The organism is Runella aurantiaca, assembly GCF_003339505.1.
Taxonomy (GTDB): Bacteria; Bacteroidota; Bacteroidia; order Cytophagales; family Spirosomataceae; genus Runella; species Runella aurantiaca.
On the sequence record NZ_QPIW01000019.1, the window covers coordinates 93,867 to 113,373 of the forward strand.

A 19,507-nucleotide genomic window follows, 5' to 3' on the forward strand; every position below is an offset into this window, starting at 1 on the left:
AAAGGAAATTTAATCCATTGTGATTTCGAGAGCGAGACCTCGTAACTCGTGAATCAATACGTTGAATGATTCAGGAATATTTGGTTTCGGAAGGTTTTCACCTTTCACAATCGCTTCGTACGCTTTTGCACGTCCGATAACGTCATCCGATTTCACGGTCAAAATCTCTTGCAGAATGTGCGACGCTCCAAACGCTTCGAGTGCCCACACTTCCATTTCTCCAAAACGCTGACCCCCAAACTGGGCTTTACCACCCAATGGTTGCTGCGTAATGAGTGAGTATGGCCCAATCGAACGGGCGTGCATTTTATCATCCACTAAGTGACCTAATTTCAGCATGTACATGATACCTACTGTTACGTTTTGGTCAAACATATCTCCTGATTGACCATCGTAAAGCGGTGTACGTCCGAATTCAGGAATTCCCGCTTCGTTCAATTCAGCAACAACTTGATCCTCAGTAGCTCCGTCAAAAATTGGTGTCGCATATTTGCGGCCCAATCTTCTGCCAGCCCAAGCCAAAATGGTTTCATAAATCTGACCGATGTTCATACGTGAAGGTACCCCAAGTGGGTTCAACACGATGTCCATCGGTGTTCCATCGGCAAGGAAAGGCATATCTTCATCGCGAACGATTTTGGCCACAACCCCTTTGTTTCCGTGGCGACCGGCCATTTTATCACCCACTTTCAGCTTGCGCTTCTTAGCGATATATACTTTGGCCAACTTCACGATACCCGCAGGGAGTTCGTCTCCAACTTCCAACGTAAAGCGGTCGCGTTTGAAGCGTCCAGCAATTTCGTTGCGACGTTTTTGATAGTTTTTCACCATTTCAAACAACATCTTGTTGGTAGTAGGATCTTCTGTCCAGCCTTCGATAATTAAATCGCCCAACAAGTTTACTTCTTCCGCAACAACATAACCTGCCTCATCCCGGTAAGGGTTTTTGTCAGGGAACACGTTATTGATGATGTTAACACGGCTGAATTTCACCCCTTTGCTGATGATATCTTCGCCGAATTTATGTTTTACTCCCGCACTTGTTTTACCATCGAGAAGTTCCACCATTTTATCAATGATTACTTCACGAAGTTTGGTCAAATCGCGGCTGTAGGCTTTCATTAACACTTTCAACTCGTCCTTCTGCTTAACGCGCTCATCACGGCCTGGGCGAGAGAACAGCTTGGTATCAACGACCACACCTTTCATGGATGGAGGTGCTTTACGAGAAGCATCTTTTACATCACCCGCTTTGTCACCAAAGATGGCACGCAATAGTTTCTCTTCTGGCGTTGGGTCAGACTCTCCTTTTGGAGTAATCTTACCAATCAAAATATCTCCTTCTTTTACTTCTGTTCCGATACGAACGATACCGTTTTCGTCAAGATTCTTAACCGCTTCCTCACTTACGTTCGGAATTTCTGCCGTCAATTCTTCTTCTCCGCGCTTGGTATCTCGTACTTCCAAATCAAATTCTTCGATGTGGATTGAAGTAAAGATGTCATCACGAACAACTCTCTCTGAGATTACGATAGCATCCTCAAAGTTGTATCCTTGCCAAGGCATGAAGGCTACAAGTAAGTTACGTCCGAGAGCCAATTCTCCGGCTTCTGTAGCATAACCTTCGCTCAAGATATCACCTTTCTCCACTTTTTGGCCTTTCAGCACCATTGGACGAAGGTTGATACAAGTGTCTTGGTTGGTACGACGGAATTTAACCAAGTTGTAAGTAACAACATCACTGTCAAAACTTACAAGGCGTTCTTCATGGGTGCGCTCATAGCGAACAACAATTTTGGTTGCGTCCACAAATTCAATCACTCCATTTCCAGTTGCGACAACCAATGCACGCGAGTCACGGGCAACACGTCCTTCCAAACCAGTACCTACGATAGGTGCCTGAGGGCGGAGAAGAGGCACTGCCTGACGTTGCATGTTTGAGCCCATCAAAGCACGGTTGGCATCATCGTGTTCCAAGAATGGAATCATAGAAGCGGCCACCGATACAATCTGGTTAGCGGCAATATCCATCAACGACGCCTGCGAAGGATCCACCATTGGGAAGTCACCTTCAAAACGCGTCTTGATTTTATCAATCAGGAAGTTTCCTTTATCATCGACAAACGCATTGGCCTGCGCGATATAACGTGAATCTTCTTCTTCGGCCGTCAGATAAACCAGTTCATTGGTCAATTTACCATTATCAATCACGCGGTAAGGCGTTTCGATAAAGCCCATGCTGTTTGTTTTGGCATACACGCAAAGGGAAGAAATCAAACCGATGTTTGGACCTTCAGGAGTTTCAATCGTACAAAGACGTCCGTAGTGCGTATAGTGAACGTCACGAACCTCAAAACCAGCGCGCTCGCGGCTCAAACCACCTGGCCCTAGTGCAGACATACGACGCTTGTGCGTAATTTCTGCCAGAGGGTTGGTCTGGTCCATAAACTGCGACAACTGGTTTGTACCAAAGAATGAGTTAATAACCGACGATAATGTACGGGCATTAATCAAATCAATCGGTTTAAAGTCCTCGTTATCCCGAACGTTCATACGCTCTTTGATGGTACGAGACATACGCGCCAAACCTACCCCAAACTGGGCCCATAGCTGCTCTCCCACGGTACGAACACGACGGTTCGACAAGTGGTCAATATCATCCACAACGGCTTTGGCATTGATAAGGCCGATTAAGTATTTTACAATGGAAACAATGTCTTGGGTGGTTAACACCTTGGTTGACATTGAAATATCCAATTGTAATTTTTTATTTACTCGGTAGCGTCCTACATCTCCTAGGTCATAACGCTTATCTGAGAAGAACAGGCTTTGAATTACTTCGCGGGCCGTTTGTTCGTCAGGAGCTTCTGCGTTACGCAATTGGCGATAAATCTGCTCAACCGCTTCTTTTTCTGAGTTAGAACTATCTTTTTGCAGCGTATTATAGATGATATTGTAATCCGCCATGTTCATATCCTCACGGTGCAGAATGATAGATTTCTGTCCTGAGTCAAGGATTACGTCCAAGTCATCGGCTGATACAATAGAATCACGCTCCAGCAAAACTTCGTTACGGCTGATAGATACCACTTCACCAGTATCTTCATCTACGAAGTCTTCCGTCCATGTGCGCAAAACCCGCGCCGCCAAACGACGACCAACGGCTTTTTTCAAGCTTGCTTGAGTCGCTGGAATTTCTTCCGAAAGTTCAAACAAATCAAGGATTTCTTTGTCTGAACCAAAGCCAATCGCGCGCAAAAGGGTAGTAACGGGGAATTTCTTTTTCCGGTCAATGTACGCATACATTACGTTGTTGACGTCGGTTGAGAATTCAATCCATGACCCTTTGAATGGAATAATACGGGCAGAATATAGTTTTGTTCCGTTGGTGTGTTTGCTCATTGAGAAAAACACGCCCGGTGAACGGTGCAATTGTGAAACAATAACACGCTCGGCGCCATTGATAACAAAAGAACCTTTGACGGTCATGTAAGGGATTGCTCCCAAAAACACTTCCTGCTCAATGGTTTCAAAATCTTCGTTGTCGGCATCATTACACTTAAGGCGCAATTTTGCTTTCAACGGCACAGAATACGTTAATCCGCGAGAGATACACTCATCTACCGAATATTTTGGTGGATCAAGTGCATAATCGACAAATTCAAGTACGAAGTTTTCGCGGGAATCTGAAATAGGAAAGTTTTCCTGAAATACTTTATACAAGCCTTCTTTGTGGCGCTCTTCAGATGCAGTATCTAAATTAACGAATTCACGATAAGAACGAACTTGTACATCCAGGAAGTCCGGATAGTCAATAACAGGCTTGATCCGGGCGAAATTTTTACGTGGAGGTTGTTTGGTTACCAAGGCTTTATAAGTTTTTTTGGTGGATAGAGCCCAACGTCAGTGTGACAATGTATAACGCTGGAAATCAATGATTAGTTTACAAAAAACTTAGCACGCCTCGTAGTTTTCAAAAAGTTTTCATCCCTCTGCATCGCTCCTACGAGTGGCGAAGTGTTTCAGATGAAACTCAACTCTCATCCCCAACGGAGAGTTTTAAAGGAGTCCCCTTTGGGGTAAGGGGCTTAAAACAGGAAAAGACCTGACGCAAGGTCAGGCCTATCCCTAAGGAATTTGGATGTTGAAAATAGAAATTACTTAACTTCTACTTCAGCACCAGCTTCTTCCAATTGTTTTTTCAAAGCTTCTGCTTCGTCTTTAGAAACACCTTCTTTCAAAGGTTTCGGAGCTCCGTCAACGAGTTCTTTCGCTTCTTTCAAGCCAAGGCCTGTCAAATCTTTAACAAGTTTCACAACTTGAAGCTTAGCGGCTCCTGCTGCTTTCAAGATTACGTCAAAAGAAGTTTTTTCTTCTACTACAGGAGCTGCATCACCACCACCTGCGGCTGCTACCATTACAGGAGCTGCTGCTGCGGGTTCGATACCATACTCATCTTTCAAGATTGCTGCAAGTTCGTTTACTTCTTTTACAGTAAGATTAACAAGTTGCTCAGCGAATGCTTTCAAATCTGCCATTTTATTGAAAGTTAAAATTGTTTCTGTTTATGTTTTGATTGATTAATATTTGCTGCTGTTGTCAGTCGTAAAAAATACGTTCCAAAAGCAACGTCTTGGTCAAAGACGATGGATTATCCTTCGCGTTCTGACAAAGTTTTGAGGATACCAGCCAATTTTCCTCCGCTGCTTTGCAATGCCGATACGACATTTTTGGCAGGTGATTGCAATAGACCAATAATTTCCCCGATTAATTCCTGTTTTGACTTCAGGGTCAAGAGCGTGTCAAGTTGATCAGCACCGATGAAAAGGCTATATTCAACTGAAGCACCTTTAAGCTTCAATTTGTCATTGCCTGATTCTTTACGGAATTCTTTGATCAATTTTGCCGCAGCTTTACCTGACTCCGGATGGAACATGATTCCTGAAAAACCCTTCAAAACGGTATCGTTAAAAGAAGTATAATCAGTATCTAATGTTTCCAATGCTTTTGCAATCAGCGTATTTTTAAAGACACGATACTCCACGCCTTGTGTAAAACACTTACGGCGCAGATTGTTTGTTTCACCCACTGTCATGCCGGTAGCATCAACAATATAGAAATAAGGTATCGCCTTGAACTTCTCGCTGAGTTCGTCTATGATAACGGCTTTTTCTTCGCGTGTCATAATTATATTCCTGCAATCGTGCTTTTATCAATCACTACACCCGGACTCATTGTACTCGATAGGTGTACGGTTTTTACATAGGTACCTTTAGCCGAAGATGGTTTGAGCTTCATCAAAGTAGCAATCAATTCTTGGGCGTTTTGGGCAATTTTATCAGAACCAAAAGACACACGGCCAATGCTGGTATGGATAATACCGAACTTATCAACCTTGAAGTCAATTTTACCCGCTTTTACCTCTTTTACAGCCTTACCGACTTCAAGGGTTACAGTTCCTGATTTAGGGTTTGGCATCAAACCGCGAGGTCCTAAGATTTTACCTAATTTACCGATTTTAGCCATTACAGTAGGCATCGTGATAATCACGTCCACGTCTGTCCAGCCTTGTTCGATTTTTTTTACGTATTCATCCAAACCTACATAATCAGCACCTGCCTCTTTGGCTTCGGCTTCTTTATCAGGAGAGCAAAGTACCAAAACGCGTACTTCACGACCTGTACCGTGCGGTAAGGCCACCACACCGCGAACCATCTGGTCTGCTTTGCGGGGGTCAACACCCAAGCGAACATCAATATCTACTGAAGCATCAAACTTAGTATACGAGATGTCTTTCAGAATTTCTGCTGCTTTTTCGAACGAATACTCCTGGCTGGAGTCATATTTCGCTAAAGCATCTTTTCTTTTTTTAGTCAATTTTGCCATTGTTCAAAATGTCTTTACGTCCGCTTGTGATTAGTTATCCCAAGGAGCTTGCCCTGATACTGTAATACCCATACTACGCGCCGTTCCCGCAATCATTTTCATTGCAGACTCAATTGTGAAGCAGTTCAAATCTGGCATTTTGGTTTCAGCGATTACTTTCACTTGATCCCAACTTACCGATCCTACTTTTTTACGGTTTGGCTCAGCCGAACCGAGTTTCACTTTTGCAGCCTCCATAAGCATAATGGGAGCCGGTGGAGTTTTGATGACAAATTCAAATGATTTGTCTTTGTAGTATGTAATTACTACGGGCAATACCATTCCCATTTTGTCCTGCGTACGACCGTTAAATTGCTTGCAGAACTCCATGATGTTCAAACCTTTCGAACCTAATGCGGGTCCGATTGGGGGAGAAGGATTGGCCTGGCCACCTTTCACTTGCAGTTTGACGTAACCTGCTACTTCTTTCGCCATCGTTATTAAACGTTTAAGTTGGCGTTACCGGTTCAAGCGTACGGCTGACAGACGAAAGTGGAAGCTTTTCGTCTCGTACTCCCGGCAACATTCTGATAAATCAGCTTTCTTTTTCTACTTGTGCGTAACTCAGCTCCACGGGCGTACTACGCCCGAATATTTTTACAACGACATTTAGCTTCTTCTTGTCGTCAAAAATTTCTTCAACTGTACCGATAAATCCGCTGAAAGGCCCGTCTATAATTTTGACGCTTTCGCCTTTCATGAAACTTACTTTCGGTGCTTCAACTTCTTCTACTGCGTCTTCTACTTTACCCAGAATCCGATTAATCTCGGCTTGCCGCAACGGCACTGGCACTTTAGAATTCCCAGTAGTATTACCCAGAAAACCTAAAACACCTGGCATAGTAGTAATCAAGTGATAAGCATCACCCTTAGACAAATCAGCAGAAATGATGATGTAACCTGGGAAAAAATTCTTTTCACGTATCCGTTTTTTACCGTTACGCATTTCAACAATTTTCTCGGTTGGAATCAGGATTTCAGGAATTGACTCTTGAATACCTTGTCTGGTGATTTCGTTTTCGAGATAAGTTTTAATCTTTTTCTCCTGACCAGACACTGCCCGGATAACATACCAATTCAGATTGCTCATACCTGCTCAATGTTTGGGTGACAGGGACAAATACCCTTAAAATGACTGATAAATAAAAGAGAGGGCATTCTCGAAGATGAAGTCCATAAGACCTACCACGGCAGCGAAGATTAACGACCCCAACAGTACCAAAGTAGTGCTAGACTGTAAATCTGTAAGTTTGGGCCATGTGACATTATGTCTTACCTCGTCCCAGGAGGCGGTTACGAATTCTATAAATGAGTTCATTTTGCGCAAAAAATAGCACGGGCACCAGGACTCGAACCCAGACCGACGGTTTTGGAGACCGTAGTTCTACCTTTAAACTATGCCCGTGTAAAGATGTCTTTTCAAATCGGACTGCAAAAGTAGAGATTTATTTTTTCAACTGCAAGACTTTCAGAAGATTTTCAATTTTTTGTTAATAATTTCTTTACTAAGACCAAACTAAAAACGGTCAGTACCGCTCCCATCATAAAAGGAGCCCCTGCAAACTGAAATGGAGCGGAAGGAGACGTAAAATAAGCAAAGAGAGAAGTCATCATAATTGGCCCAAAAATCGCCGTTAAACTCATCAAACCCGTAAGAGCTCCCCGAAGCTCACCCTGTTCATTGGGAGGTACTTCATTGGACATAATCGCTTGTAGGGCAGGCGTAGCAATTCCTCCCAGTGCCGACATGACGGTGATGGCAAACATCATCCAACCTTTATCGGCAAAAGCATACAACAGGAAACTTAGGGCATAGAGGGAAAGCCCCCAATAGATAGATTTTGTATTTCCTAACCTTGGAATAACCGTTCGCGTTAAACCGCCCTGTACAATGGCGGCCATCAAACCCACAAAAGCCAAAGAGTAGCCAACCCATTTTTCATCCCAACCAAATTTTTCCATGGTAAAATAAGTCCAGGTACTTTGAGTAGCATACCCAGCAATATATGTCAAAACCAATGGAATAACCAGTCCGAAAATAACTGGATATTTTTGTAAATGCCGCAATGCGCCTACAGGATTTGCACGTTTCCAATCAAATGGACGGCGATTTTTTACATCAAGTGATTCAGGCAACACAAAATAGCCGTAAATACAATTCAATAAACTTAACCCTGCCGACACAAAAAAAGGCACGCGTGGCCCGTATTGACCCAGTAACCCTCCAATCATTGGACCAAGAATGAATCCTAATCCAAAAGCAGCGCCAATCAGCCCAAAATTCTGAGCCCGTTTTTCAGGAGGGCTGACATCTGCAATGTAGGCCCCAGCGGTTGAAAAACTTGCCCCAAATATTCCAGCTATGACCCGGGCCAAAAATAACCAACCTATGCTTGAAGCAAAAGCGCTGAAAATATAATCTAATCCAAACCCAAACAAAGAACCCAGTAATATAGGCCTGCGACCGTATTGGTCGCTCAAACCGCCCAAAATCGGCGAAAAAATAAATTGCGCAACAGAATATACAAACATTAGCCAACCTCCATAGAGGGCAGCGTCTGAAAGGCCTTCACTCGTCAATTCTTGTATAAGTCTTGGTATAACCGGTACAATGATTCCAATACCAGTTATGTCAATTAATAAAGTGATGAAGATAAAAATGAGTGCAGAGTTACGTTTTTTGGCCATGGGCACAGTTTATAAGAGCGCACAAAAGTATAAAAATTTTAAGTCAAAGGTACATGAGCCAATACACTTGTGCCTTTCGTGGTAGATTCAATCTGCCATGTCCCTCCCAATGAAGCAATTCTATCCTGAATATTATACAAACCCTTTCCGCGCTTACTTTCACCATTGATTCCTTTTCCATTGTCAAAAACTTCCAGATGAACATACCCATCGAGGTTCTCTAATGAGATATAGGCTTCTGTGGCATTAGCATGCTTCAATACATTATTAATCAGTTCAAGGAAAATATTATAAAGTTCAAATTCCGTTTTTTTATTCAATCTCTTATCTAGATGTATATTTAATTCAAATTTAGTTTTGTTGCTCCGATTAAGTTTTTCAATCAGTTTTTCAATGCTTACTTGTAATCCATCTTCTTCTAAATCTTCTGGCAGCAAGTTATGACTCAAAAAACGAACCCGTTGGTGTGCATCATTGGTCATTTCAACCAGGCTATCATACACTTGTTTTTCTTGAGCAGACAGATGTTTCGTGTTAAATGACGTCAATGTCCAACGCATAGCAGATAACGTACCGCCTAGCGAATCGTGCAAATCAGCCGCAACACGCTTACGTTCAAGCGTTTGACCACGTAGTAATGCTTCGGAAATCTCTTTGTTTTGTGATTGTAAAGCGGTAATCAGCTCCCTTTGCGTATCCTCTCTTTCTTCTCTTGTGCGGCGATAATCCCGCGCCAGCGCCCATGTAAAAAATATCATTTCAAGCATACTTCCAATATGCATCGAATTGACCACAACCAGCGATGGATAGAGGTAACCAAGTGTCCAGATTATTTGCACTAAAATACCAATAAAATAGGCAATCGTGCCAAACAAATAATACAAAGCAGAGATATTACCCCGTCTATAACTAACGATACAAGATACAGAAACCAGACTAAAAAACACAAAAATTAGGGCACTTGAGTACACATTTACACTGATGCCAAAAGGAATAATAAATATCCAGCTGCTTAATACAACAGACAGGATCATGTCTCCCAGTAAAAATTTGTAAAGCAGGGGAGATGTCTTTTTAAGACGAAGCGCATGAGTATAAAATAAAACGCCCAATACATTGCTCAGTACTACCGCAAATACAATTCCAAACCTTTTAAGCCAAATATTCTCGGGCCATGCAATACTGTCAATAATACCATAACCACCAATTATGGCAATGGATAAGTACCCCAGTAGAAAGAGCACATACAACAAAAAGTTTCGCTCTTTAGTAACCAACAAAAACACCACCTGAACTATAATCATACAAAGTGCAAACCCCAAGTGCGCACTCCAAAACCAAAGCTCGTCTAAATAACTACTGTAAAAATAGTGGGTTTCCGAAAGTTTGAGTTTTATCAGTTTCGCATCTGTCCCAACCAATTGAACGTAGATTGTATAATTTTGATTGGGAAGAATATCAATCGGAATGGCGCATTGATGAACGCTAATCTCACGTTGGTAAGTGGGGAATGCATCTCTAACCGTTTTTTTAATAATTTCTCCAGATGCCTCATTGATTAAAAACACATTCAATTCATCAATCATAGGGTAGTCATTTCTCAAAACCCAATTAATGGGCTTATCGGTTTGTTTTCGCACCCGAAAACGAACCCAATGATATGCCTCTTCAATAAATCCAAAATCTGGCAAATGGCTTTGCGTACTTTTAAAGGAGAGTGAGGAATCTCTAAGCAGCTCCTCCATTATTAGATGGCGAGTAGTATCTTCAAAATATTCAATACTATTTTTCCCCCATAAATTTACCTCTATGGATTTTTCATTAAGGATTGTTACTGGTAACTGAGCTTTTACAAGCTGACTCAGCAAACAGAAAATCAAAATCCCTGCAATACAACTATAAAACTTTAATCCCGGCATTTCTTTTTGAAAAAGAGAACGCCAAATTAGCGAGTTAATCGTAAATAAAAAAGGGCACTCAATTGAGTGCCCTTTTTGTATATCTTAAAATATACCAATTAGTCAACGATTTCGGTTACTTTACCAGCACCTACAGTACGTCCACCTTCGCGGATAGCGAAACGAAGACCTTTCTCCATAGCGATTTGGTTGATAAGAACGACATCAATCGTCAAGTTATCACCAGGCATAACCATTTCAACACCAGCAGGTAAAGTAATGATACCTGTTACGTCAGTGGTACGGAAATAGAACTGTGGACGGTAGTTGTTAAAGAATGGAGTGTGACGACCACCTTCTTCTTTTGACAAGATGTAAACCTCCGCTTTAAATTTAGCGTGTGGTTTTACTGAACCTGGCTTACAAATAACCATACCACGACGGATATCAGATTTTTCAATACCACGGAGGAGCAAACCCACGTTGTCACCTGCTTCACCACGGTCAAGGATTTTGCGGAACATCTCAACCCCTGTTACGGTAGATTTGAGGTTTTCTGCACCCATACCAAGGATTTCAACAGGATCACCAGAGTTGATCACACCACGCTCGATACGACCAGTAGCAACCGTACCACGACCAGTGATCGTAAATACGTCTTCAACTGGCATCAAGAATGGCTTGTCCATATCGCGAGCAGGAGTTGGAATCCAGCTATCTACGGCATCCATCAAATCTTCGATGGTTTTAACCCATTTTGCATCGCCGTTCAAACCACCAAGAGCTGAACCTTGAATTACAGGGATATTATCACCGTCGAATTCATAGAAAGACAACAGTTCGCGAATTTCCATTTCAACAAGTTCCAATAACTCGGGATCGTCTACCATGTCCACTTTGTTCATGAAAACAACCAATTGAGGTACACCTACCTGACGAGCAAGAAGGATGTGCTCACGAGTTTGTGGCATTGGACCGTCAGTAGCAGCTACCACAATGATAGCACCATCCATCTGAGCAGCACCCGTTACCATGTTTTTTACGTAGTCAGCGTGACCTGGACAGTCAACGTGAGCATAGTGACGATTAACGGTCTGGTATTCTACGTGAGCCGTGTTGATTGTAATACCGCGTTCTTTTTCTTCCGGCGCATTATCAATTGATGAGAAATCACGCTTTTCTGCCAAGCCTTTTTCTGCGAGTACTTTAGTGATAGCAGCAGTCAAAGTAGTTTTACCGTGGTCAACGTGACCGATAGTACCTACGTTTACGTGGGGTTTGCTACGGTCGAATTGTGCTTTTGCCATTGTTGTATTAACTAAAAGTTGATTTTGAATTTATTATGGATTTACAGAGAAAACTTGCATTCCAGAGTTTTACGAAGGCAAAAAGACGAGCCATGAAGTACTGAATCTCACGCTCGCATGATTATACAAATAATTACCTTCACCTCGAGCCGTTACGGGGATTTGAACCCCGGACCTCTTCCTTACCAAGGAAGTGCTCTACCACTGAGCTATAACGGCTTTCAATAAAAAAGTTAACCGTTATTCGTTAAAAGTTATTAGTTAAGTATTAGTCTCTAAATAACGATTAACAAGTAACAATTAACTTGAAAAATGAGCGGGAGACGGGGCTCGAACCCGCCACCTGAAGCTTGGAAGGCTACCGCTCTACCAAATGAGCTACTCCCGCGTTTTCTAGTTGTCAGTTTTCGGACAAGTGTTGACAGTGTGAAAACGAACAGCCGAAAACCTGTTTACTAAAAGTGGGGGCGGATGGATTCGAACCACCGAAGGTATGAACCAGCAGATTTACAGTCTGCCCCATTTGGCCACTCTGGTACACCCCCTTGTTACTCTCAAAAAACGCCCAAAAGCTGTTTGATTTTCTTTTGGAGTCGCAAATGTATAAGGTTTTGCTTTTAATTCAAACCTTTACTTAAAAAAATATTTTACTAAAGTATTTTCGAAACCACAAATAATGCGGTTAAAAGCCCGAATAGAATCATCGAAAAGCTTTTAACCGCCTAACTATGAATATTATAGACGAATCCCGAAACTAATCATCCGTACCGCAGGCCCTTTATTTGTTTGGTATAATTCTCCTAAATCATACTGCATAAATAAATCTGGAAAATGACGAATTCCTAATTCAGCCCCGATTCCATAACGAAAATCATTTAAATGAAAGTTGGCATGCGTACGTTCTGAGCGTCCCTTACGTTCTTCCTGAACCTTTGTATAACTATCCAATCGGTACCCTCCGTACATCCCTACACTTAAGTAGGAAATTGGGCCATGATGAATAGCTAACGTAGGCATCAGCGAAAGATTCAAATAAGCCGACGTTAGCTTAGACTTATGAACATCACCAGAGGTATTTGCCACTGGAAATGAAATAGCACGCGTATCTTTCTGAACAGTATTGTTTCCGTCAAACATCATGTTGTACCACGAAACGTCGATTCCTAAATCCAATCCCAATGAAGCATCTTTCCCCCTGCTTATAGCTGCTCCCCGAACCCATGTAAGACTGACAAAACGCGACCCCCACGGCAATAAATCATAATCTGATTCCTGATAGCTAAGCGGCGTATTTTGGGCATACGTGTTCAGACCAACAAGTACATCAAATCCATTTCGTGGACTTTTATATCGCCGTGTTACACTGCGCGTAACGGTTCCGTCGTCTTTATTGTTTTCAGAACGTTTTACATCCTCATCCTTAGAATCTGACGATTTCTGGCTGGGCTCATTAATCGTAATTTTAACTTCTCCGTCTTTACGACTGATAACTAAAACTGTGTCTTTTAAGTATTTACGACCGTTTTGTTCGTTGATGTAGATGTAGGTTTCTTTGCTGCTAGAATCCAGCGCGGCGCCCATATCCCGAACAATTTTATTGAGGTCATATTGACGAAGGCTTTGAATACCTTCTTTATCCTTGGCCTGAATAATCAGGCGGGTATTGTTACCGAACTGTACAATCAAAGAATCTCCTTTTTGAGTGTATTTTTCGGCTTGCGCAACAAAAGCGATAAACGCTAAAACAAAGGTTACAATTGACTTTTTCATGGCTGTATTGATGTTAAATTTGATACTTAGTAGTTTCATGGTTGATTTAATTACGTTCCTTGCCAGTGGCTTTAGCCAGCATTTTATTTGGATTGAATCCTACTTCGTCCCAGTCTACGCGTTCGCCATTTTTAGCATTTTTCAATTGCTTCCATACTTTGGCCATACGAGTGGATTTACGGGGTTTATTGAGAATATCGTCTTCCAGTTCATCCGACATAGATTTAGTTTCGTCCAATTTTATTCTGGGTTCAACAATGGTTTCTTTCGCATTGGCAGCGACTAACGTTTCTTTTAATTCGGGCAACTGCAACACCACAGTCTTTGCTCCAGGTGTAATTTCTGGGTGAGTCGACGTCTGAGCAATTATCCGAGGACTTTCGACTATAGGCTCTGGCGCGTTTTCGGGTTTAGCCTGATTATCTGCTTTTTGTACATCTGGCAAAGTCGCCACCATTGGTTGAGGACTAACAGGCGCTGATTTCAATTCAGGTGCAGTGTTGGGGGTATTTTTCCGAACCATTTGTTTGATAGACTCAGACTTGTTTAACGCAGCGGCTACTTGGTCTTGTTCGGCAAGTGGTGCATCCACCTCCATTTTTATTTCGTCTTTGGGGGCAACTTGTTTTTCTATTGCTTTCGCTTTGGTGCTGTGGGTGTGTTGAGCCAAGTGGGTTTCATTTGACGAATTTGCGCGCCAAGTCAACCAGCCTGCTACCAGAAGTAAACACACACCTGCCGCCGCCAACCAAGGCCCTTGCTGCCACCAACCACCGATTCGGCGTTTTTTATTTTGCTGCATCCGTAGTTGCAGCTTATCCCAGGCTTCGTCGCGTGGTTTGATTTCAGCTTCTTTGAGCTTTTGGGCAAAGAGTTTGTCAATAGGGTGCTTTTTCATCGTTATTTCCCTTTTAAACTTTTCACCGCTTCAGCGGTTTGATTTAAATCTTCTATTTCTTTTATCATGTCTTGCAGCAAAGCACGTGCCCGATGCAGTTGCGACTTTGAGGTGCTTTCCGTAATCCCTAATTGCTCGGCAATCTCGGCATGTGAGTATCCCTCAATGGCATACAGGTTAAACACTGTACGGTAACCTGTCGGTAACTTGGCGATAACTGCCATTAAATCATCCACTTCGAGGGTGGCATCAGCCCATTCATAATTAGGAAGATGTTGTGCTTCTGGCGCATCAAGGTCTACTTCAATATGGCGCTTAGTGCGCAAATACATCAACGCTTCATTGGTCATTAATCGACGCATCCAGCCCTCAAAACTACCTTCTCCTTTGAATTGGTCGATCCGGTCAAAAATCTTCATAAATCCCTCAATCAACACATCTTCCGCTTCCATTTTATCGTTTATATACCGCACACACACCGCCAGCAACCGCCCCGAGTACTTTTCGTACAGGTGACGCTGTGCCTTGGCATCTCCCTTCTGTAAGGATTTTACCAATTGGGCTTCGCTCGTGAACAGTTGTAAAATTTTGACCATAATCAGGCTGTTTCAAAAGGTAGATGCAAATGCTTGGCACAAAGGTTGCATGAGTTTAAAAAAATTTATTCAAGTTCCAACCGTTATACAACCATCAACGTCATAGCATCAGTTTCCAACCAAAAAATTTGACAGCTATGACAACTATTCCTAGAACAGCTTTAACCATGAGAACTTCTTCATTTTTTCAGTGTGTACTGGTCATTGCCGCTACCCTGATGTTGCTTTGGGTGGCCTTGGGATGCAGCTCCACCAGCCCTTCGCCCGTAGGCGAAGAGGTAAAAATCTCCGAAAACTTTGCCAGTCGTACCGACGACTTTGCCTTTGATTTTTTCAAAAGGCTTAATGACGAAGAGCCGTCCGACAAAAACGTATTTGTATCACCTTTGAGCTTGCACATGGCGCTGGGTATGTTGCTCAACGGTGCCAACGGACAAACTGCCGACGAGATTCAAAAAACCCTCAAATTGAACGGAATCTCGTTGGCAGACGCCAACGCAACTTATTTAAAACTCATAGAAGGGCTACCCAAAACAGACCCTAAAGTTACGCTTAGTTTAGCCAATTCAGTATGGAATCGAAATACGTTTCAGCCCGAAACCGACTTTGTTAACATCTTAAAAAATTCTTTTAAGGCAGACGCGTCCCAATTTAGTGGCTCGGATGCAACGCCCCTAAATACGTGGGCAAGCGATAAAACTAACGGCAAAATCAAAAAAGTACTTGATAAAATAGAGCCGCAAATGGTGTTGTTTTTGATGAATGCCCTCTATTTTAAGGGTGATTGGACGACAAGTTTTGACGAGCAAAAAACCACTGATTACCCATTTCAACTGGCTGAAAGCAAAACAAAAAATGTCAAAATGATGCAAATGAAAAGCAAAATTTCGTTTGCCAATCGTGATGGATATTTTGCGTATGAACTTCCCTACGGCAATGGCCGCTATGCCATGACTGTATTGGTACCAATCGGCACACAAGGAGTCAATGATTTAGTAACCAAACTTACCGCTACCGAATGGAATCAATTGCAGGCAGGATTGAAAGAAGTGGATAATCTTTCGATTGGATTACCTCGCTTTACCCTTGAATACGAAGTGTATTTGAATGAGGTGTTGAAAAAAATGGGTATGCCATCCGCGTTTATTCCTAACGTAGCAGACCTAACTAAAATTAGTAAAACAGGCAATCTAAATGTAGGGTTTGTCAAGCAAAATACATTTGTAGCCGTGGATGAAAAAGGGACCGAAGCGGCGGCTGTTACTACCATCGGAGTAGAGCTAACTTCGCTTCCTCAAACATATTATGCAGACCGTCCGTTTGTGTTTATCATCAGCGAGAAAACATCTGATACCGTTTTGTTTATGGGTAAAATGGTTAATCCTTCTTAAATCAAAGCGCCTGTTATATACCAAAAAAGGAGCTTAGGTTCCTTTTTTGGTATATAACAGGCAAAAATCTACTTGCTTGGCACAAACAAAACAGCATCTGCCACCACAACACCGTTCGCATTTTGATTGGTAATCTCTACAAAGTTTTCATTTCCTTTGGCAAAGGGATATGTACCCAATTTAATCCAATCATTTACTTGTGTTTGCGACTCAACCACCACTTCTTTGATTTCAGTAGCGGTCTTTACTCTGACCATAGTTCGGCTCGCTTTAGCCTCGTCGGCAGCTTCTCCCAGATTTCCCCCACCACCCGTTGGGCTTGGGTTGTAGACATACACTGTATACACCCCCATTTTGGGAACATCTGGCGTAAAGAGTACGCTATTTCTATCATTGCCTTTCGAATTGTTTACCAACTGAGTCGCAGCATATTTTCCGCCCGTTTTAACAGTTTTCCAGTTACCAATTACAGTTATTTTTGTTGGAGTAACATCATTGTCCAATAAAATTTCTGCTTGGCTTCCATCCATCAAAGGGTTGGAAAGTAACGCATTCTGAAGATTTGTTACGTTTATTTCATGCACTGGCTTTTGGGTATCAATGGCCATCGCTGCCGCCACGGCCGAGGCTTGAGCCAACGCCATGAAAACGGGCTCCATGCGAATGGAACCGTACGCAATGTGCGTGGCAGAAAGACAAACAGGAACAAAAAGATTCTCACAATCAGCCTTTTTAGGAATCAATGAACGATAACTGATAGGATAGGGGGGGAATCCTCCTACTTGCACATCTCCTTCGTTGCGAACTTCCATTTTGCCAGTTTTAGGGTTCTTGAACAAAATACGCTGGCAATTGTGCGAATCCATGGTATAAGCCGCTAATCCAATACCATCTTTGACCAGTTCGCGCCCCTCGCAATTGTGTTGAGTCATCATGTATTCACCCACCAAACGGCGAGCTTCGCGGACGTAAAGTTGTGGACTGAAATGGTCATTGTCGATGTATTCATCCTTGGGATAACCCCATTCCAACATTTGTTTACGGAGATGCTCGGGCATTCGTGGGTCATGCCCTACAAAATAGAGGAACCCTTTGGTGTAGTCTTCGTGGTCTTTGATGATTTTCTTACGGGTTTCATAATTGGCTTCCGCATAATCATGATTCATGCCAATCATATCGGTCGAAAACCCACCTTTGTTATTGATATCGGTTTTTGAATTGGGCATATCCGCAATGTGCATCACGCCCCAATTGATGTGCGGTGGTTTTTCAATGGCCACTTGCCGCAATAAGAGTTCATACCTAGTTGAGTCATAGCGTTCAGGACGCGTGATCGGAATCCGATTGGCTGGGTCTTTGGTAAGGCACAGTCGAAAATTATAGGTTTGTAAAAGCTTATCGCCCGAACCGTTTGGGGCCAATGCCGCCGTTGATATTCCCCACAACAAACCGCTCGAAGGATCTCCGGGGGTTTTGTAAGGGTCCACGCCCTCAGGAAATTGGTGTTTATCCAATAGCTGCACGCCATTCCACGTCTCATTGTACTGGCTATTTGCCTCGCGCCCCACGATGTAACTCACACCTGCTTTGGCCATCAAATCTCCTTCGTAAGTACAATCAATAAACATTTTTGCTTTTACCGTTCGCAGCCCCTGACCTGGCTGATTAGACGGCTCAACGGTGATTTCTTGAATCTTGCCTTCTTTTTTAGAAGCAGACACCAAACGATACTCAAACCAAACTGGAAAATTACCTTTTTTTACATATTCTTTGAACAGGTTTTCTGCCACATGCGGCTCAAAAGTCCATTGCTCAAACTTCCCGTAGTGTTGACCTATTTGGCGGTAAAAATCCCTTGCAATGCCCGTAATCGCATATTTATTCCCGATATCGGTTTGGCCTAAGCCGCCCGAACTTAATCCCCCCAAATGCTTTCCTGACTCAATAAGCAACACTGTTTTTCCCGCTTTTTTAGCGGTATAGGCAGCAATGACTCCCGCCGAAGAACCCCCATACACACAAATATCATAGGTTTGGGCAACTGCTGGCGCAAGAATTGAAACGATTAAAGTGAACAGAAGAGCAATGCGTTTTTTCATAGATATTGGATTTATAAGAAAAAGATACAGACCTTTGAAACTTACTTTTATGCATTAAGTGGCCAAATCATTCGGTAAAACGGCACTATTTTCTTTGAATCTTTCGTTAGAAACATAAACAACCTTGAACACCATAAATATAGTATATGAAAAAGTTTTCGACTTCTTTGTTTATTCTCCTTTTCGCGGCGGTCTCTTCGGTATATGCTCAGGGCGTGGAGTGGGGATTAAAAGCAGGCATACAAATGACCCAGTTTATGGGCCGTGACTTTGAAGGGGTGTTAGCTACCTCAAGTTCACAGATACCCGAAAAAATTTCTTCAAAAGGAGGCTCAACCTTTGGTTATACCTTGGGAGGATATGTGCGTTCGACTGAAAATGTATTTTTACAAGGAGAATTACTAGTTTCTATCAAAGGAGCTCAACTAGAACGGCTGAGTACATCGACCAAAACGAGTGTGCAGTACGGACAGTTGGATATTCCGTTTTCGATTGGCTATAAACACAATCAATTTGAAATCAGCGGAGGACCTTTGTTATCCCTTCAGTTGTTTGAAAACGGGACATTGAAAGAATTTTTATCCCAATATTCAAATACGCCGCTTTCTTTTTCACCGTACAAATCATACGCATTTGGGTATCATGCAGGCATTGGAGCGCACTTCAACAAGTTGGGAATCAATCTTCGTTATTTGGCCAGCATTCAGCCAGTTAGCGATATGTATATTTCGTACACAACGGCAGGCAGTGATCCACAATTGCGAGAGAGTCTCTTTCAACAAAATTTCGGGTCGTTACAGTTAGCGATTTCTTATCGGTTAAGTAAATAATCGGACAATAAAAAAGAGCCATCCTGACATTACATCAGAATGGCTCTCTAGAGGGGCGGGGTTAACCTTCGCCCTTTTTTTATGCCTATGCAATTAAGCCCTACT

At 42.5% G+C, this 19,507-nt stretch carries 16 protein-coding genes and 4 tRNA genes; 2 read left to right on the forward strand and 18 right to left on the reverse strand.

All coding sequences use genetic code 11. The features are described from left to right. Window positions 1-9 precede the first annotated feature (9 nt). The 17 genes from rpoB to DVG78_RS20425 all read right to left on the reverse strand — a co-directional run bounded on the left by rpoB (window position 10) and on the right by DVG78_RS20425 (window position 15,082). The gene (rpoB, locus tag DVG78_RS20345; protein ID WP_114068271.1) at window positions 10-3,867 is read right to left on the reverse strand and encodes a DNA-directed RNA polymerase subunit beta; all 3,858 of its coding nucleotides are present in this window, start codon (window positions 3,865-3,867) and stop codon (window positions 10-12) included. 290 nt (window positions 3,868-4,157) lie between these two features. Then, entirely contained in the window at window positions 4,158-4,538 is a 381-nt protein-coding gene (gene rplL, locus DVG78_RS20350) for a 50S ribosomal protein L7/L12 (RefSeq protein WP_013927556.1), read from the reverse strand. A gap of 113 nt (window positions 4,539-4,651) precedes the next feature. Further along, the gene (gene rplJ, locus DVG78_RS20355) at window positions 4,652-5,185 is read right to left on the reverse strand and encodes a 50S ribosomal protein L10 (protein WP_114462885.1); all 534 of its coding nucleotides are present in this window, start codon (window positions 5,183-5,185) and stop codon (window positions 4,652-4,654) included. Between the two features lie 2 nt (window positions 5,186-5,187). Further along, window positions 5,188-5,886 carry a 50S ribosomal protein L1 gene (rplA, locus tag DVG78_RS20360; protein WP_114068269.1) on the reverse strand — a complete coding sequence of 233 codons (699 nt, stop codon included), beginning with the start codon at window positions 5,884-5,886 and terminating at the stop codon, window positions 5,188-5,190. Between the two features lie 30 nt (window positions 5,887-5,916). After that, the gene (gene rplK / locus DVG78_RS20365) at window positions 5,917-6,360 is read right to left on the reverse strand and encodes a 50S ribosomal protein L11 (protein ID WP_114068268.1); all 444 of its coding nucleotides are present in this window, start codon (window positions 6,358-6,360) and stop codon (window positions 5,917-5,919) included. A 100-nt stretch (window positions 6,361-6,460) separates the two neighbouring features. Next, window positions 6,461-7,015: a transcription termination/antitermination protein NusG gene (nusG, locus tag DVG78_RS20370; protein ID WP_114068267.1), complete on the reverse strand. Its 555-nt coding sequence runs from the start codon at window positions 7,013-7,015 to the stop codon at window positions 6,461-6,463. 36 nt (window positions 7,016-7,051) lie between these two features. Next, complete coding sequence (secE, locus tag DVG78_RS20375) at window positions 7,052-7,243, reverse strand: preprotein translocase subunit SecE (protein WP_114068266.1); 192 nt, start codon at window positions 7,241-7,243, stop codon at window positions 7,052-7,054. Window positions 7,244-7,259: 16 nt separating this feature from the next. Next, window positions 7,260-7,330: transfer RNA gene (locus DVG78_RS20380), tRNA-Trp, on the reverse strand. A 74-nt stretch (window positions 7,331-7,404) separates the two neighbouring features. Continuing rightward, window positions 7,405-8,613, reverse strand: a complete 1,209-nt coding sequence (locus tag DVG78_RS20385) for a TCR/Tet family MFS transporter (RefSeq protein ID WP_114462886.1) — start codon at window positions 8,611-8,613, stop codon at window positions 7,405-7,407. Between the two features lie 38 nt (window positions 8,614-8,651). Then, window positions 8,652-10,532 carry a sensor histidine kinase gene (locus tag DVG78_RS20390; RefSeq protein WP_114462887.1) on the reverse strand — a complete coding sequence of 627 codons (1,881 nt, stop codon included), beginning with the start codon at window positions 10,530-10,532 and terminating at the stop codon, window positions 8,652-8,654. A gap of 98 nt (window positions 10,533-10,630) precedes the next feature. Next, window positions 10,631-11,818 (reverse strand): elongation factor Tu, encoded by a 1,188-nt coding sequence (tuf, locus tag DVG78_RS20395; protein ID WP_114462888.1) that lies wholly within the window; start codon window positions 11,816-11,818, stop codon window positions 10,631-10,633. Between the two features lie 147 nt (window positions 11,819-11,965). Then, window positions 11,966-12,037 (reverse strand) — tRNA-Thr (locus DVG78_RS20400). A gap of 96 nt (window positions 12,038-12,133) precedes the next feature. Further along, window positions 12,134-12,206: transfer RNA gene (locus DVG78_RS20405), tRNA-Gly, on the reverse strand. Window positions 12,207-12,280: 74 nt separating this feature from the next. Further along, a tRNA-Tyr gene (locus DVG78_RS20410) sits at window positions 12,281-12,363 on the reverse strand. Window positions 12,364-12,553: 190 nt separating this feature from the next. After that, window positions 12,554-13,588 carry an outer membrane beta-barrel protein gene (locus tag DVG78_RS20415; RefSeq protein WP_158550064.1) on the reverse strand — a complete coding sequence of 345 codons (1,035 nt, stop codon included), beginning with the start codon at window positions 13,586-13,588 and terminating at the stop codon, window positions 12,554-12,556. 46 nt (window positions 13,589-13,634) lie between these two features. Next, a complete protein-coding gene (locus DVG78_RS20420; protein ID WP_114462890.1) occupies window positions 13,635-14,486 on the reverse strand; it encodes a hypothetical protein in 852 nt (283 codons plus the stop codon). Between the two features lie 2 nt (window positions 14,487-14,488). After that, entirely contained in the window at window positions 14,489-15,082 is a 594-nt protein-coding gene (locus tag DVG78_RS20425) for an RNA polymerase sigma factor (protein WP_114462891.1), read from the reverse strand. A 167-nt stretch (window positions 15,083-15,249) separates the two neighbouring features. Between DVG78_RS20425 and DVG78_RS20430 the strand changes: the two genes are divergently transcribed. Continuing rightward, a complete protein-coding gene (locus DVG78_RS20430; RefSeq protein WP_229598284.1) occupies window positions 15,250-16,473 on the forward strand; it encodes a serpin family protein in 1,224 nt (407 codons plus the stop codon). A 68-nt stretch (window positions 16,474-16,541) separates the two neighbouring features. Here DVG78_RS20430 and DVG78_RS20435 read toward each other — a convergent pair whose 3' ends face one another. Next, window positions 16,542-18,572 carry an FAD-dependent oxidoreductase gene (locus tag DVG78_RS20435; RefSeq protein WP_114462893.1) on the reverse strand — a complete coding sequence of 677 codons (2,031 nt, stop codon included), beginning with the start codon at window positions 18,570-18,572 and terminating at the stop codon, window positions 16,542-16,544. 146 nt (window positions 18,573-18,718) lie between these two features. Between DVG78_RS20435 and DVG78_RS20440 the strand changes: the two genes are divergently transcribed. Beyond that, window positions 18,719-19,402: a PorT family protein gene (locus DVG78_RS20440; RefSeq protein WP_114462894.1), complete on the forward strand. Its 684-nt coding sequence runs from the start codon at window positions 18,719-18,721 to the stop codon at window positions 19,400-19,402. Window positions 19,403-19,507 lie beyond the last annotated feature (105 nt).